The organism is Streptomyces sp. NPDC028305 (genome assembly GCF_055569495.1).
The window spans coordinates 1085073-1100047 of sequence record NZ_JBVHTN010000001.1; the positions used below are offsets into that span (position 1 = coordinate 1085073).

General features: G+C 73.5%; 12 protein-coding genes and 2 tRNA genes. 2 read left to right on the plus strand and 12 right to left on the minus strand.

Annotated features, from left to right (window positions below):
* Positions 1–28: 28 nt before the first annotated feature.
* Complete coding sequence (gene holA / locus ACZ4WQ_RS05110) at positions 29–1015, minus strand: DNA polymerase III subunit delta (RefSeq protein ID WP_385341926.1); 987 nt, start codon at positions 1013–1015, stop codon at positions 29–31.
* A gap of 53 nt (positions 1016–1068) precedes the next feature.
* Here holA and ACZ4WQ_RS05115 point away from each other — a divergent pair, with 53 nt between their 5' ends.
* The gene (locus ACZ4WQ_RS05115) at positions 1069–1347 is read left to right on the plus strand and encodes a hypothetical protein (protein WP_311722479.1); all 279 of its coding nucleotides are present in this window, start codon (positions 1069–1071) and stop codon (positions 1345–1347) included.
* Between the two features lie 85 nt (positions 1348–1432).
* Here ACZ4WQ_RS05115 and ACZ4WQ_RS05120 read toward each other — a convergent pair whose 3' ends face one another.
* From ACZ4WQ_RS05120 to ACZ4WQ_RS05155, 8 genes are all read right to left on the minus strand, one after another.
* Positions 1433–4150, minus strand: coding sequence for a ComEC/Rec2 family competence protein (locus tag ACZ4WQ_RS05120; RefSeq protein ID WP_468022070.1), 2718 nt, complete (start codon positions 4148–4150; stop codon positions 1433–1435).
* On the minus strand, positions 4147–5226 hold the full coding sequence (locus ACZ4WQ_RS05125) for a ComEA family DNA-binding protein (protein ID WP_468022071.1): 1080 nt from the start codon (positions 5224–5226) through the stop codon (positions 4147–4149). Before ACZ4WQ_RS05125 ends, ACZ4WQ_RS05120 begins: the two co-directional genes overlap by 4 nt.
* A gap of 110 nt (positions 5227–5336) precedes the next feature.
* Positions 5337–6182, minus strand: a complete 846-nt coding sequence (locus ACZ4WQ_RS05130; RefSeq protein WP_311722476.1) for a DegV family protein — start codon at positions 6180–6182, stop codon at positions 5337–5339.
* A gap of 55 nt (positions 6183–6237) precedes the next feature.
* Positions 6238–7014 (minus strand): hypothetical protein, encoded by a 777-nt coding sequence (locus ACZ4WQ_RS05135; RefSeq protein ID WP_398894955.1) that lies wholly within the window; start codon positions 7012–7014, stop codon positions 6238–6240.
* A 183-nt stretch (positions 7015–7197) separates the two neighbouring features.
* Complete coding sequence (gene leuS, locus ACZ4WQ_RS05140; protein WP_468022072.1) at positions 7198–10074, minus strand: leucine--tRNA ligase; 2877 nt, start codon at positions 10072–10074, stop codon at positions 7198–7200.
* Between the two features lie 294 nt (positions 10075–10368).
* A tRNA-Ala gene (locus ACZ4WQ_RS05145) sits at positions 10369–10441 on the minus strand.
* 134 nt (positions 10442–10575) lie between these two features.
* Entirely contained in the window at positions 10576–10749 is a 174-nt protein-coding gene (locus ACZ4WQ_RS05150; protein WP_311722920.1) for a hypothetical protein, read from the minus strand.
* A gap of 260 nt (positions 10750–11009) precedes the next feature.
* Complete coding sequence (locus ACZ4WQ_RS05155; RefSeq protein WP_385341918.1) at positions 11010–12524, minus strand: MFS transporter; 1515 nt, start codon at positions 12522–12524, stop codon at positions 11010–11012.
* Positions 12525–12648: 124 nt separating this feature from the next.
* Between ACZ4WQ_RS05155 and ACZ4WQ_RS05160 the strand changes: the two genes are divergently transcribed.
* Positions 12649–13599, plus strand: coding sequence for a helix-turn-helix transcriptional regulator (locus ACZ4WQ_RS05160; protein ID WP_311722471.1), 951 nt, complete (start codon positions 12649–12651; stop codon positions 13597–13599).
* A 72-nt stretch (positions 13600–13671) separates the two neighbouring features.
* Here ACZ4WQ_RS05160 and ACZ4WQ_RS05165 read toward each other — a convergent pair.
* The 3 genes from ACZ4WQ_RS05165 to rsfS all read right to left on the minus strand — a co-directional run bounded on the left by ACZ4WQ_RS05165 (position 13672) and on the right by rsfS (position 14907).
* Positions 13672–13744: transfer RNA gene (locus ACZ4WQ_RS05165), tRNA-Ala, on the minus strand.
* 72 nt (positions 13745–13816) lie between these two features.
* Positions 13817–14470 carry a histidine phosphatase family protein gene (locus tag ACZ4WQ_RS05170; protein ID WP_311722919.1) on the minus strand — a complete coding sequence of 218 codons (654 nt, stop codon included), beginning with the start codon at positions 14468–14470 and terminating at the stop codon, positions 13817–13819.
* Entirely contained in the window at positions 14467–14907 is a 441-nt protein-coding gene (gene rsfS, locus ACZ4WQ_RS05175) for a ribosome silencing factor (protein WP_311722470.1), read from the minus strand. The genes ACZ4WQ_RS05170 and rsfS overlap by 4 nt, the downstream gene beginning before the upstream one ends.
* Between the last annotated feature and the right edge of the window lie 68 nt (positions 14908–14975).

Sequence of the window (14975 nt, forward strand, 5' to 3'; positions counted from 1 at the left end):
GGGCGGGCCTGGGCCCTCGTCTCTGGGCCTAGCGGCCCGCGCGGGCGGCGCGGGCGATGGTGACCACCGCTTTCTCCAGGGCGTACTCCGGGTCGTCGCCGCCGCCCTTCACCCCGGCGTCGGCCTCGGCCACCGCGCGCAGCGCCACCGCCACGCCGTCCGCCGACCAGCCGCGCATCTGCTGCCGCACCCGGTCGATCTTCCACGGCGGCATGCCGAGCTCCCGCGCCAGGTCGCCGGGGCGCGCACCGCGCGGCGCGGAGGCGAGCTTGCCGATGGCGCGCACGCCCTGGGCGAGGGCGCTGGTGATCAACACCGGCGCCACGCCCGTGGCCACCGCCCAGCGCAGCGCCTCCAGGGCCTCGGCCGTACGCCCTTCGACGGCGCGGTCGGCGACCGTGAAGCTGGACGCCTCGGCGCGGCCCGTGTAGTAGCGGGCGACGACCGCCTCGTCGATCGTGCCCTCCACATCGGCGGCGAGCTGTGCGCAGGCGCTCGCCAGCTCGCGCAGATCGCTGCCGATCGCGTCGACCAGGGCCTGACACGCCTCCGGCGTCGCGGAGCGCCCGGTGGCCCGGAACTCCGTCCGCGCGAAGGCGAGCCGGTCGGCCGGCTTGGTCATCTTCGGGCACGCGACCTCGCGCGCGCCCGCCTTGCGGGCGGCGTCGAGCAGCCCCTTGCCCTTGGCGCCGCCGGCGTGCAGCAGCACCAGGGTGATCTCCTCGGCAGGGGCGCTCAGATACCCCTTCACGTCCTTGATCGTGTCCGCCGAGAGATCCTGTGCGTTGCGCACCACCACGACTTTGCGCTCGGCGAACAGGGAGGGGCTGGTCAGCTCCGCGAGCGTGCCGGGCTGAAGCGCGTCGGGCGCGAGGTCGCGCACATCGGTGTCCGGATCGGCGGCCCGGGCGGCCGCCACGACCTGCTGCACGGCACGGTCGAGCAGCAGGTCCTCCTGGCCCACGGCGAGGGTCACGGGGGCGAGTGGATCGTCGGTCGTCGTCTTCCTGGCCATCGCCGTCCAGCATCCCACGACCCGCCGACAACCCCGACAGTCCCGTCTCCCGGATGCCCGACAATGATCCGGTGACCGACGCACGACCTGCCCCCGTACGACACGTCCTGGTGCTGCCCGACCGCGACGCGGCGGAAGAGGTGGGCGAGGCCCTCGCCGACCGCTTCGGCATCGCCGAGGAACCCCACCTGATCCGGGACGCCCTGGCCGGCGAGGACGACGCGGAGGACGCGCAGTGGCTGGTCGTCGTGGAGGACCCGGCCGAGGCGCTGGATCCGGCGGCGCTCGACGCCTTCGCGGCCGAGTACGACGGGTGGCTGGAGGCCGAGTGAGCCGACGGGGTCGAGTGCCGTGTCCGGTGCCGCTGCACGGGCGGCCTGTCAGGCGGGACGGAAGCTGGGTCATCTAGTAGCTGGGTCATCTGACGGCCGCCCGCAGGTCCGGGCCGGTGACGGCGATCGGGCCGGCGGAGTCGGTACGGAGGACGGCGGCGCCCTGGGCCCGGAGGGCGGCCATGGTCCGGGGGGACGGGTGGCCGTACGGGTTGTCCGCACCGCAGGAGATCAGCGCGAGGCGCGGGCTCAGGCGGCGCAGCAGCCGTGAGTCCTGGTAGGCGGAGCCGTGGTGGGCCACCTTGAGGACGTCCACCTCGGGCAGCGCGGGGTGAGCCGCCAACAGGGCGCTCTGCGCGGGCGGTTCGAGATCGCCCAGAAGGAGGAAGGTCAGGCCCGCCGTGCGGACCAGGAGGGTGACGCTCGCGTCGTTCGGCCCCTCCGCGGGCGGTGTGACCGACCCTGGCCCCTCCGTGTGTGGCCCCGCTGAGGGCGGCGGCCACAGCACCTCCCAGGACAGCGGGCCGACCCGGCGGCGCTCCCCCGGCACGGCGGTGACCACCGGGATGTGCGCCGCCTCGGCCCGGCGGCGCACGGACTCGGCCTGGTCCGGCGGGTCCAGCAGGGGCGTCGTCTCGATCGCGCCCACCGCCCGGCCGCGCAACGCGCCGCTCAGCCCGGCCACATGGTCGGCGTGGAAGTGGGTCAGGACGAGCAGCGGGATGCGGACCACGCCCAGCGTCCGCAGACAGCGGTCCACGGCACGCGGCTCGGGCCCGGTGTCCACGACGACGGCCGCGCCGGGACCGGCGGACAGGACCAGTGCGTCGCCCTGGCCGACGTCGCAGGCCACCATGCGCCAACCGGGCGGCGGCCAGCCGGTGATGACGCGGGTCAGCGGGGCCGGGCGGACGAGCGCGAGCAGCAGGAGCAGCGCGCAGAGCGCGCACACCAGCCGATGCCTGAGCAGACGGCGGCCGGTGAGCAGGGCGGCCGCGGTGACGGCGGCCAGCAGCAGCCCGCCCCGCCAGCCGCCCGGCCAGGCGGCCTCCGCCCCGGGCAGCCCCGCGCCCGTACGGGCCACGGAGGCGATCCATCCGGCCGGCCAACCGGCCAGCCAGGCCAGGCACTCGGCGGCCGGTAACGCGAGCGGGGCCGCGGCGAGGGCGGCGAAGCCCAGGATCGTGGCCGGGGCAACCGCGAGCTCGGCGAGCAGATTGCAGGGGATCGACACCAGGCTCACCCGCCCGGCCAGCACCACGACGACCGGCGCGCAGACCGCGTGGGCGGCGACGGCCGCGGCCAGCATCTCCGCCGGCCGTGGCGGCAGCCCGCGCCGCCGCAGGGCGGCGGCGAGGCGCGGCGCGAGGGTGAGCAGCGCGCCCGTGGCCAGTACGGAGAGGAGAAATCCATAGCTCCGCGCCAGCCAGGGGTCGTAGAGGACCAGCACCAGGACGGCGGCGGCCAGGGCGGGCAGCAGGGACCGGCGGCGGCCGGTGGCAATGGCCAGCAGAGTGATCAGCCCGCACGCGGCCGCGCGCAGCACGCTGGGGTCGGGTCTGCACACCACGACGAAGGCGAGCGTGAGCCCACCGCCGAGCAGCGCGGTCATCCGCAGCGGGATGCCCAGCCTGGCGGCGAGGCCGCGCCGCTCGGCCCGGGCGGCGAGGTGGGGCGGGCCGATCAGCAGCACGAGGATCACGGACAGGTTGCTTCCGCTGACCGCCAGCAGATGCGTCATGTCCGCGGCCCGGAACGCCTCGTCGAGGTCTGGCGACACCCGCGAGGTGTCCCCCACGACAAGCCCCGGGAGCAGCGCCCGCGCGTCCGGGGCCAGCCCTTCGGTCGCGGCGCGCAGGCCGGCCCGCAGACGCCCGGCCACGCGCTGGGCCGCGGTGGGCCCGGCCACGATCAGTGGCGCGCCGCCGTCGACGCGCACCACGGCGGCGGTGCGGTCGCCGCCGTGCGCCGGCGGGGCGAGGCGGCCGTGCACGCGCAGCCGCGTGGTGGGCAGCAGCCCGAGCCAGGCGGTCTGCTGCCGGGGCGGGGCGTGCGCGATCAGGAGGACGGGGGCGCGGGTCGTGGCCGTCGTGCCGCCGTGGTCGGCGGCGACCCGAGTGGCCTCGGCCTCCACCATCACGGACACGGGCGCGAGCGCGGCCCCTCGCACCCGGGGACGGGTGAGGCGCGGGTCGCCCGTGACGGTCAGCTCCACAGTGGCCCCGGCATACGCCCCCGCCAGCGACGGCACCGGCCCCCGCCGCACATCCGCGGCGTGCGCCCAGGCGACGGCAGCCGCCGCGGCCCCGCAGACCAACCCCGCGGCCACGCTCCCCGCCAATCCGCGCCGCCGCGCCACGGGCCCCCGGGCAGCCGCCCCCGCTCCGGCCCACAAGGCCACGCCCGAGCCACTGGCCGACCCCACAGGCGAACTCACGGCCCGGGCGAGCTGCCCGGTCGTGCCCGAGGATGTCGCTCGTAATCGGGCGTCAGTCCCAGGCGGGCGGCCGGTGGTCGTGGCCCCGGCGGGCGCCGGCTCGTCGGGCGGATCCGGCGCCACGCGTCGGGGGTGGTGGGTGGCCCATAGGAGGGCGGCCGCCGCGAGGAATGCTCCCGCGCAGGCCAGGGCCACCGCGCGGCCGGACGCTCCGAGGGCGAGCGCCGCCGCGAGCCAGGCCGCGAGGGCGGGGGGTACGAGGCGCAGGTCGGCCGGGCCCTCCTGGCGCGGGGCGGAGGCTCCGCGCGGGGAGTCTGCCGCGGCATGCACCGGGGCACGGGCGCGCGGGGCCTGCTGGGGCGTCATGGGCGGACCATCGGGCGGAGGTCGGCGAACCGGCGGTCGCCGATCCCGTTGACCTCGCGGAGTTCGTCGACGGAGCGGAAACCGCCGTGCTGAGTGCGGTAGTCGATGATGTGCCGGGCCAGCACGGGGCCGACCCCGGGAAGGGTGTCCAACTGGTCGGCGGTGGCGGAGTTCAGGCTGATCGGTCCGGTGGGCGCGGGGGCCGCGCCGCCCGTACCTCCACCCGCCCCGGCGGGGGCGGCGGGGGTCGGGGCCGCAGGCGCTCCCACCACGATCTGCTCGCCGTCCGTCAGGACGCGGGCCCGGTTCAGCCCGCTGAGGTCCGTGCCTGGCCTGACCCCTCCGGCCGCCTTCAGCGCGTCGGTGACTCTGGAGCCGGAGCGCAGCCGGTGCACCCCCGGCTCGCGGACCCTGCCCGACACATCGACCACGACCGAGCCCCCGGAGCCGGGCGTCGGCACCGCACCGGCCGTGGGCACCGCACCGGGCGATGGAGCCGGGGCCGGCTCGGCGGCCGCCCTGCGAGCGGGCTCCGGGGCCGGCGCCGCGACGGTCTGCGGCCGACCGGTCCAGAAGTGGTACGCCGCGAAGGCCGCCGCCACGAGCAGCACGACGGTCAGCGCGGCCAGGGTCCGCGGCTCGATGCCGCAGCGGAGCTGGAGCCACAGCGGCAACCGCTCCTTCAGCGCGAGCCGCAGGCGGTCGCGGCGCGGCACTGTCGGACCGCCGGCCCTGCCCTCTCCCCCCGTCGTGGCGTCTGCCACCCCGGTGTCCTCCGGCGCCTCCCTGGTGTCCTCCGCCGCCTCCCCGGGGCCCTCCGCCGCCTCCGCGGTGGTCTCTTCGCCGCTCGCCTTGTCCGGCGGGGGTGGTGGTTGAGGGGTGGCGGCGGTGACTCGGGGTGTGGCGGGGAAGAGCGCGGTCGCACGCGCATGGCGGTGGTACGCGACCGCCGCCGGGCGTGCGCCGGTGCCGGGACGGCGGCGGAACAGCTGGTGACCCGTGCCGGAGGGCGGACGGCGGTCGTGACGGCGGCCGGGGCCCGGCCTGGTGGTTACTGTGCGTGATCGAGTTGCCATGCGTCTGACGGTAGGCGCCCCCGGCCGATCCCGCCCGCACACCTCAATTTCCGGGGATAACCCATGAGTTGTGGATAACTCCGTCACCCGGACGGGCGCGCCCACCCCCGCTAGCGCGGCGAGACCACCGCGCCCAGCAGTCCGGGCCCGGTGTGCGCGCCGATCACCGCGCCCACCTCGCTCACATACAGTTCCGCGAGCCCCGGCACCCGCTCGCGGAGCCGCTCCGCGAGAGCCGCCGCCCGCTCGCCCGCCGCCAGGTGCTGCACCGCGATGTCCACGGGGCTCAGGCCGGCCCGCTCCACCACGATCTCCTCGAGCCGTGCGATGGCCTTGGACGCCGTGCGCACCTTCTCCCGCAGCTCGATCCGGCCCTCGTCCAGTTGCAGCAGCGGCTTGACCGCGAGGGCCGAGCCGAGCAGCGCCTGGGCCGCGCCGATCCGGCCGCCTCGGCGCAGATAGTCGAGGGTGTCGACATAGAAGTAGGCGGCCGTGCTCTCGGCCCGCTTCTCGGCGGCCGCGACCGCCTCGTCCAGCGTGCCGCCGCTCTCCGCCGTCTCGGCCGCGGACAGTGCGCAGAAGCCGAGGGCCATGGCCACCATGCCGCTGTCCACCACCCGCACCGGCACCGGCGCGTCCTGGGCCGCGAGCACGGCCGCGTCGTAGGTGCCGGAGAACTCGGCCGACAGGTGGAGGGAGACGATGCCCGTCGCGCCCGCCTCCGCCACCGCGCGGTAGGCGGCCGCGAACATCGCCGGGCTGGGCCGGGACGTGGTCACCGGTCTGCGCTTCTGTAGCGCCTGCGCGAGGGACCTGGCCGAGATCTCGGTCCCCTCTTCGAGTGCCCGGTCTCCGAGCACCACCGTCAGCGGCACTGAGACGATGCGGTGCCGCTCCATGGCCTCCGGTGGAAGGTACGCCGTGGAATCGGTCACGATCGCGACATGGCGGGACATGACTGGGAGATTATCGGGGGATGGCCTGGGCTGACAGCGCGACCCCGCCGGATGATCAGGTCGTGTTCTCGCGGCGCACGCCCGCGGTGTCGGCCGCCTTCTGCCACCAGTGGTCCGCCCCGGCCGTGGGGGTGGGGCCATTGATGGACCGCGGCTGCCCATCGGCCGCCGTGGAGCCCGCCGAAGACGCCGGGCCGGACGCCGCGGCCCCGGACCCAGCAGCCGTCCCGGCCCCGGACTGAGCCCCCGCCGCGGGCCCGGGAGCCGGTCGGGGCGGCGCCTCGGGCACCTGCGTCCAGTGCCGCAGCGCGCTCGCCTCGACCTCGATCTCGCGGTCCAGCGCGTCCAGGTCGTCCCGGGCGAACCGCTGCGCCCGGTCCTGCGCCGCCCAGCGCAGCGAGTCCGCGGAGCGCGTGATCCGTTCCGTACGCTCCCGGAGCTCGGGCAGCTGGGAGGCCAGACGGCCCTTGTCGGGCTCCTGCTCCAGCCGCTTCAGGTCCTCGTCGAGCTCGCGCCCATGGGCGCTGAGCCGCTCGAACAGGCCCAACGCCTCGGACAGCGAGGAGTCTTGGGGCGCCCCCGCGCGCAACGCCTCCTGGGTCGCCCGCATCGAGGTGCGCAGCGACAGGCGCAGCTCGGCGAGCTCGCCGGCCGGGCCGGGCTGCGCGAACTGCTTGGCTCTCAGCTTGGTGTCCTCCACCGTGCGGCGCGCCTGGCTAACCGTGCGATCGATGCCGCGCTTGGCCGCCTTGACCGCCCGCACACCCGCGTAGACCCCCACCGAGACGAAGAGCAGGAAGACAAGCAGCAGGATCCAGGCAACGGCTTCCATGCGCGCTCCTTCGCGGCGACGGGCCGGGGGCACCGGGCCGGCAGCATCAGTTCGTCTTCCCACCGTAAACGCTACGGGCGGGTTGGGGGTTCCCGACGAACCCCCAACCCGCCCTTAGGTGGTATCCCTACCCTCCGAGGCCCGGCCCCGGAGCGATCGGGCAGCTGAGCGATCGGGCAGCGCTCACGCGGGGACGATGTTCACCAGCTTCGGCGCCCGCACGATGACCTTGCGGATCCCCGCCCCGTTCAGCGCGGCCACCACCGCCGGGTCGCCCAGCGCCAGCTTCTCCAGCTCCTCGTCGGAGACCGAGGGCGCCACCTCCAGCCGTGCCTTGACCTTGCCCTTGACCTGCACCACGCAGGTCACGGTCTCGTCGACGACATACGCCGGGTCGGCGACCGGGAAGGGCTCGTGGACGACCGTGGTGTCGTGGCCCAGCTTGCGCCACAGCTCCTCGGCGATGTGCGGGGCCAGCGGCGCGATCAGCAGCACCAGGGCCTCGGCGACCTGGCGCGGCACCTCGCGGGCCTTGGTGACGTGGTTGTTCAGCTCGGTGATCTTGGCGATGGCGGTGTTGAAGCGCAGGTTCGCCAGGTCCTGCCCCACGCCGTCGATCGCCTTGTGCAGGGCCCGCAGCGTGGCCTCGTCCGGCTCGGCGTCGACGACGGTGACCTCGCCGGTGGTCTCGTCCACAACGTTGCGCCACAGCCGTTGCAGCAGCCGGTATTGGCCGACCACCGCGCGGGTGTCCCACGGCCGGGACACGTCCAGCGGCCCCATGGCCATCTCGTACAGGCGCAGCGTGTCGGCCCCGTACTCGGCGCAGATCTCGTCCGGGGTGACGGCGTTCTTCAGGGACTTACCCATCTTGCCCAGCAGACGGGTGACCTTCTCGCCCTGGTAGTAGTACGCGCCGTCCCGCTCCTCGACCTCGGCCGCCGGGACCGCGATGCCGCGGCCGTCCCGGTAGACATAGGCCTGGATCATGCCCTGGTTGTACAGCTTGTGGAACGGCTCGGCCGACGAGACGTGGCCCAGGTCGTACAGCACCTTGGACCAGAAGCGCGCGTACAGCAGGTGCAGCACGGCGTGCTCGGCGCCGCCCACGTACAGGTCGACGCCGCCGGTCGGCTGCCCCTCGCGCGGGCCCATCCAGTAACGCTCGATGTCGGGGTCGACCAGGCGCTCGCTGTTGTGCGGGTCCAGGTAGCGCAGCTCGTACCAGCAGGAGCCGGCCCAGTTGGGCATGGTGTTGGTCTCGCGGCGGTACCGCTTGGGCCCGGCGCCGTCGCCCAGGTCCAGCACCACGTTGACCCAGTCCTCGTTCCGGGACAGCGGGGTCTCCGGGGAGGTGTCGGCGTCGTCGGGGTCGAAGGTGCGCGGCGAGTAGTCCTCGACCTCCGGCAGCTCCAGCGGCAGCATCGACTCGGGCAGCGGGTGGGCCACGCCGTCCTCGTCGTAGACGATCGGGAAGGGCTCGCCCCAGTAGCGCTGGCGGCTGAACAGCCAGTCGCGCAGCCGGAAGTTGACGGTGCCTTCGCCGATGCCGCGGCCGGTCAGCCACTCGGCCATCCGGGCCTTGGCCTCGACGACGCCCAAGCCGTCCAGGGAGATGCCCTCGCCCGCCGAGTTGATGATCTTCGCGTCGTACGACCCGAAGGCGTCCACCCACGTCGCGGTGTCGGTGCCCCGGCCGTCGGTCGGCTCGACGATGCAGCGGATCGGCAGCTCGAAGGCGCGCGCGAACTCGAAGTCGCGCTGGTCGCCCGCCGGGACGGCCATGATCGCGCCGGTGCCGTAGCCCATCAGGACGTAGTCGGCGATGAAGACCGGCACCCGGTCGCCGTTGACCGGGTTGATCGCGAAGGCGCCCGTGAAGACGCCGGTCTTGTCCTTGACCTCGGCCTGCCGCTCGACGTCGGACTTGGCGGCGGCCTGCTTGCGGTACGCGGCGACGGCCTCGGCCGGGGTGGCGTGTCCGACGGTCCACACGTCGTGTGTGCCCTCGGGCCAGGCGGCCGGGACGATGGCGTCCACCAGGCCGTGCTCGGGCGCCAGCACCATGTAGGTGGCGCCGAACAGGGTGTCCTGGCGGGTGGTGAAGATCGTGATCTTGGCGTCGGGGTGGTCCACCACGGGGAAGTCCACCCGGGCGCCCTCGCTCCGCCCGATCCAGTTGCGCTGCTGGAGCTTGATGGCCTCCGGCCAGTCCAGCGCGTCCAGGTCGTCCAGCAGTCGGTCCGCGTAGGTGGTGATGCGCATGTTCCACTGGCGCAGGTTGGCCTTGAAGACCGGGAAGTTGCCGCGCTCTGAGCGGCCCTCGGCGGTGACCTCCTCGTTGGCCAGCACGGTGCCCAGGCCCGGGCACCAGTTGACCGGCGCGTCGGAGGCGTATGCCAGGCGGTAGCCGCTCAGCACGTCCGCACGCTCGACGGCGGTCAGCTCCGCCCAGGGGCGCCCGTCCGGGGTCGCCCGCTCACCGGAGACGAACTGCTCGACCAGGGTGGCGATCGGGCGCGCCTTGTCGGCCTCCTGGTCGTACCAGGAGTTGAAGATCTGCAGGAAGATCCACTGGGTCCACTTGTAGTAGTCCGGGTCGATCGTCGCGAAGGAGCGGCGCGGGTCGTGGCCCAGGCCCAGGCGGCGCAGCTGGCGCCGCATGTTCTCGATGTTGGCCTCGGTGCTCACCCGCGGGTGGGTGCCGGTCTGTACGGCGTACTGCTCGGCGGGCAGGCCGAAGGCGTCGAAGCCCAGGGTGTGCAGGACGTTGTGGCCCGTCATGCGGTGAAAGCGGGCGTAGACGTCGGTGGCGATATAGCCCAGGGGGTGGCCGACGTGCAAGCCGGCGCCCGAGGGGTACGGGAACATGTCCATGACGAACTTCTTGGGCCGCGCCGCGGCCTCGGGGTCCCCGGCCAGGTCACCGCTCGGGTTGGAGGCGTCATACGTGCCGTTCGCGTCCCAGAAGTCGTGCCAGCGGGCCTCGATGTCGGCGGCCAGCGCGGCGGTGTAGCGGTGCGGCGCGACCGCCTCGGGGGCGGCATTGGTCTCGCTCATGGTCCTCAAAGCTCCATTGATCGTCTCTGCCAGCGGTACCGGGCGACTCTTGGTCGCAGTCGCATCTGAAACAAAAAGACCCCTCGCACAGGAGGGGACGCCGCGCTGATTCCGACCGGGTGGATCACCGATCGGGACTGATCAGCGCGGCCCGCTAAGCAGAAGGCGTACGGCACGCATGGGGACAGGTTACCGCAGGGCACCAATGGCACGCACAGAGGTTGCCCCCGGATGGGTGGAGGCCCACGACAATGGGCGGGCCGTCCTCACCGGACGACCCGCCCACTCTCACTGTGGAGCTAAGGAGAATTGAACTCCTGACCTCCTGCATGCCATGCAGGCGCTCTACCAACTGAGCTATAGCCCCAGGTCTTGCTCCGCCCGGTCCCCCCGGCGGCATCGCCTACATTACACGGCCCCCACGGCCATCTGCCAAATCGGTTTCCCGGGGGCGCCGGGGCATGCCTCGCACGCACCCTTCATGCCGCCGACGCGCGCCCTTTACGCCGTCGCGAAGGAATAGAAACGCTTCAGGGTGCAGTGCTCGTCGAGGAGCCGTCCGTAGATCGGCTCCCCTTCGAGCTCCCGGTACGTCTCGATCGGGTCACCCTTGATGATCAGCGCCCGCGCGCACTCCACACACCAGTACTGGTAGTCGGGGTTGAGCGGCTCCATGTCACGCACGATCGGCGTCCCGCTGCCGCACCAGTCGCACTTCCGGCTGTGCGCTCCCAATCTCACTCAGCTCCAGCTGTGGCCGCAGGCCGTACACACGTAGGAAACACCGCCGTTGTCACCGAGGACCTGGGCCACCTCCCCTGAGCCACAGGACGGGCACCGCAGAATGCTGCTCGGCATCCCACTGTCCCTCCCGCTCAAACTCGTTGCCCCATCCCCCCCCCGGCCGCCGATTCTGCCACGGGAAGCCGCCCAGGTCAGCGGAGATGCCCCACACGTATCACCAGACCCACAATCGCTCCGCACAGCGCCGCGCCCGCCAGCGCCAGGCAGGTCGCCCACAGGGCGTCCGCGGAGGCGTCCACGCCCGGCCCATGGCCCAGGAAGATGGCACCGAAGACGGCGACGCCGGTCAGCATGCCGAGTTGAGCCGATGTCACCAGCACCCCGCTGGCGTCCGCCGCGTCCTGCGGCCTGATGGTCGCCAACGTCCGTGTCAGCACGGGGCTGTAGGCGAAGGAGAGCCCCGTCCCGACGCCCACCAGGGCGGCGAACAGCCAGGGGCCACCGTCCGATCCGTCCCGCAGCGCCAGCCCGACCCCGGCGAACGAGACGGCGGCCAGCAGGAATCCGGACGGCACGGTGACGGGCTGCCAGCGGGCCGGTATGCGCCGCCAGTTGAGGCCGACCAGGCCGAACGCCACGGCCGTGGGCGCGAAAGTCCAGCCGGCCCGCAGTGCGCCGTAACCGAGCGCGCCCTGCACATGCAGCGTCATCACGAACAGAAAGCCCGCGTTGGCCGCCATCGCCAGGACGATCCGGGCGATCGCCAGCGGCATGCCCGGCGCCCCCGCCACCCGCGGCGAGATCAGCGGCGCCCCGCCGCGCCCGGCCAGCCGGGCCTCGTACACCGCGAAGACCGCCGCCAGGACCGCGCTCAGGCCCAGCATGACCCAGCCCCACAGCGGCCAGCCCCACTCCTGGCCGAGCACCATCGGCACGGTGAACAGCAGCACGGCCGCCGCGAGGAGCAGCAGACCGGCCAGGTCCAGGGCCCCGGACCGCCCCGCCGCGCCGCCGCCCGCGCGCGCCTCGGGCCGCTCCTCGGCGCCGCCCAGCCAGCGCGGCCCCAGGATCAGCAGCACCAGGCCGATCGGCACATTCACCAGGAAGACCGGGCGCCAGCCGGTCCCGAACAGATCCGCCTGCACCAGCACCCCGCCCAGGACCTGCCCGGCGGCCGCGCCGGAGGCCAGCACCGCCGAGTAGGCACCGAGGGCGCGGGCCCGCGAAGCGCCCGTGAAGGTCCGCTGGATGAGGCTGAGCACCTGCGGCAGCATCACCGCCGCACCCGCGCCCTGGATGAACCGGAAGGCGATCAGCGCCCCGGTGCCGGGGGCCAGCCCGCAGGCCAGCGAGGCGGCGGTGAAGACCGTGAGGCCGGCCAGGAACGCCTGACGGTGGCCGATCAGGGCGCCCAGCCGCGCGCCGGTGATCAGCAGCACGGCGTAGGAGATCGTGTAACCCGCGACGACCAGTTGCAGACCGGAGCCCGAGGCATGCAGATCGGCACGGAGGGTGGGGGCGGCGACGTTGACGATGAAGACATCGAGGACCGCCATGAGCTGCCCGGTCAGGACGATCGCGAGCAGCCGGCCGGGGCCCGCCGCCCGGCTCCGGGCCCGGTTGTCGGTGGCCTCGCCTTTACTGGATTCACCGGTGCCGTCGAGCGCGCCGGGCGGCACCGGGGTGGTCGGGGTGGTCTGTGTCATGGACCGAGCGTGGAGGCGGGCCGATACCGGTAACGAGAGCCCGCCGATGCTGGTACTGACAGCACCTGGCAGCCACCCGCCGCCGCGGGGAGCATAGGGCGGAGGTACTCAGGGGGAGACGACGATGGCAGCGAAGACCCACCGCCGGCGGCCGCAGCTGGCCGACTTCCTGCGCACCCGCCGCGCCCGGGTCACACCCGCCGACGTGGGCATGGCCCCGGGCCTGCGCCGCCGCACACCGGGGCTGCGCCGGGAGGAGGTCGCCCAGCTCTCCGGGGTCGGCGTGACCTGGTACACCTGGCTCGAGCAGGGCCGCCCGATCAACGCCAGCGCACAGGTGCTGGACGCGGTGGCCCGCACCCTGCGCCTGGACCAGGCCGAGCGCGAGCACCTGTACGACCTCGCCGAGGTGCCGTACGCCCCCGACCCGGCGGACGAGGCGCGAACGGTCGGCCCGGAGGTGCAGGGCATCATCGACGCGATGGACCCGCTCCCGGCGGTCGTCTACAACGCGCGGTACGACATGCTGGCGCTGAACGACGCGTACCGGGCCCTCTTCCCCTCGCTCGCGATAGCCCCCCACGCCGAGCGGAACGCCCTGTGGCAGCTGTTCTCCCATCCCGGCTGCTGCTCCATGTTCATCAACCGGGCCAATGAGCTGCCCCTCATGGTGGCGACGCTGCGCGGCGGATACGGCCGCCATGTGGGCGAGCCCGCCTGGGAGGAGTTCATCAACCGGCTGCTGGGCCTCAGCGAGGAGTTCGCCCGGATGTGGCGCAGTGGGGATGTCGCCCCGCCCGGCTCCCGGATCAAGCTGGTGCGGCATGCCTCGGTCGGCGAGCTGCGACTGATCTCGACCTCCCTGGTGATCCAGGGGGCTCCGGAGAGCCGCGTCGTGGTCTACACCCCGAGCGACGAGCAGAGCCGGGCGTACCTGGACCGGCTGCGCGCCATCGACGACCTGCTCATCGGCTGCCCCCGGCACGCCCGGAGCGTCTCCGAGATCCTGGCGGAGCGGGCGGCGGGCGCGGAGGCGGAAAAGACGGAGGCAGAAAACGCCGCTGCGGGGACGTAAAAGCCACAGGGGCGTAAAAGCAAGATCCCGCCTCCCTCTGAGGGAAGCGGGATCGTCACGATCAAAGATCTGTGGAGCTAAGGAGAATTGAACTCCTGACCTCCTGCATGCCATGCAGGCGCTCTACCAACTGAGCTATAGCCCCGCTCTCCGTTGCGCCGGAGCGCTTCGAACGGGATGAAGCTTAGCCGGTGACCTGCCGGAAAAGGAAATCCGGTCAGTCGTCGTCGCCGAGCACCGGCTCCGGCAGCGATCCGGCGTTGTGCTCCAGCAGCCGCCAGCCGCGCACGCCCTCGCCCAGCACCGACCAGCAGCAGTTGGACAGCCCGCCGAGCGCCTCCCAAGCCCTCGCCTCAAGACCGAGCAGCCGCCCGATGGTGGTGCGGATGGTGCCGCCATGGCTGACCACGACCAGCGTGCCGCCGTCCGGCAGCTTGTCGGCGGCTGCGGAGACGACCGGCGCGGCCCGGTCGGCCACCTCGGTCTCCAGCTCTCCCCCGCCGCGCCGCACCGGCTCGCCGCGCTTCCACGCCGCGTACTGCTCGCCGAACCGCGCCGTGATCTCCTCATGGGTGAGCCCCTGCCACTGTCCGGCGTAGCTCTCCCGCAGCCCGGAGTCATAGCCGACCTCCAGGCCTGTGACGGCGGACAGCTCGGCGGCCGTCGCCTTGGCGCGGCTGAGGTCGGAGGCGACGATCACGTCCGGCTTCAGCGCGGCCAGCAGTCGGGCCGAGCGGCGCGCCTGCGCGACGCCCGCCTCGGTCAGCCCGATGTCCATGGTCCCCTGGAAGCGGCGCTCCAGATTCCAGGCCGTCTGGCCGTGCCGCCACAGGACTATGCGGCGGCTGCGGCCGCCCTGGGAGCCGTTCAGCTCAGCTCACCGCCCGGCCCGCCGTCGGCGCCCTGCGCGTGCGCGTGCTCCTCGGCCTTGCCACGGGTGGCCTGGGCGTCGGCGGGCAGCTCCAGCTGCGGGCAGTCCTTCCACAGCCGCTCCAGGGCGTAGAAGACGCGCTCCTCGCTGTGCTGGACGTGCACCACGATGTCCACGTAGTCCAGCAGCACCCAGCGGGCCTCCCGGTCGCCCTCGCGGCGCACCGGCTTGGCGCCCAGCTCCTTGCTCAGCCGCTCCTCGATCTCGTCGACGATCGACTTCACCTGGCGGTCGTTGGGAGCCGAGGCCAGCAGGAAGGCGTCGGTGATCGAGAGCACATCGCTGACGTCGTACGCGATGACATCGTGCGCGAGCTTGTCGGCGGCTGCCTGGGCGGCGGCGTTGATGAGCTCGATGGAGCGGTCCGTGGCGGTCACAGGCAAGGCTTTCGGTCGGTGGGACGTGATACCCACAAGGGTCTCACGCCCCACCGTCACCCCGTCCG

Excerpts from the sequence above, each read along its gene's own strand:
- ACZ4WQ_RS05130 (WP_311722476.1), bottom strand. The coding sequence starts at position 6,182 with ATGTCCCGCCATGTCGCGATCGTGACCGATTCCACGGCGTACCTTCCA.
- ACZ4WQ_RS05150 (WP_311722920.1), bottom strand. The coding sequence starts at position 10,749 with ATGGAGCCGCTCAACCCCGACTACCAGTACTGGTGTGTGGAGTGCGCG.
- holA (WP_385341926.1), bottom strand. The coding sequence starts at position 1,015 with ATGGCCAGGAAGACGACGACCGACGATCCACTCGCCCCCGTGACCCTC.
- leuS (WP_468022072.1), bottom strand. The coding sequence starts at position 10,074 with ATGAGCGAGACCAATGCCGCCCCCGAGGCGGTCGCGCCGCACCGCTAC.
- ACZ4WQ_RS05115 (WP_311722479.1), top strand. The coding sequence starts at position 1,069 with ATGCCCGACAATGATCCGGTGACCGACGCACGACCTGCCCCCGTACGA.
- ACZ4WQ_RS05120 (WP_468022070.1), bottom strand. The coding sequence starts at position 4,150 with ATGACGCCCCAGCAGGCCCCGCGCGCCCGTGCCCCGGTGCATGCCGCG.
- ACZ4WQ_RS05160 (WP_311722471.1), top strand. The coding sequence starts at position 12,649 with ATGGCAGCGAAGACCCACCGCCGGCGGCCGCAGCTGGCCGACTTCCTG.
- ACZ4WQ_RS05155 (WP_385341918.1), bottom strand. The coding sequence starts at position 12,524 with ATGACACAGACCACCCCGACCACCCCGGTGCCGCCCGGCGCGCTCGAC.
- ACZ4WQ_RS05125 (WP_468022071.1), bottom strand. The coding sequence starts at position 5,226 with ATGGCAACTCGATCACGCACAGTAACCACCAGGCCGGGCCCCGGCCGC.
- ACZ4WQ_RS05135 (WP_398894955.1), bottom strand. The coding sequence starts at position 7,014 with ATGGAAGCCGTTGCCTGGATCCTGCTGCTTGTCTTCCTGCTCTTCGTC.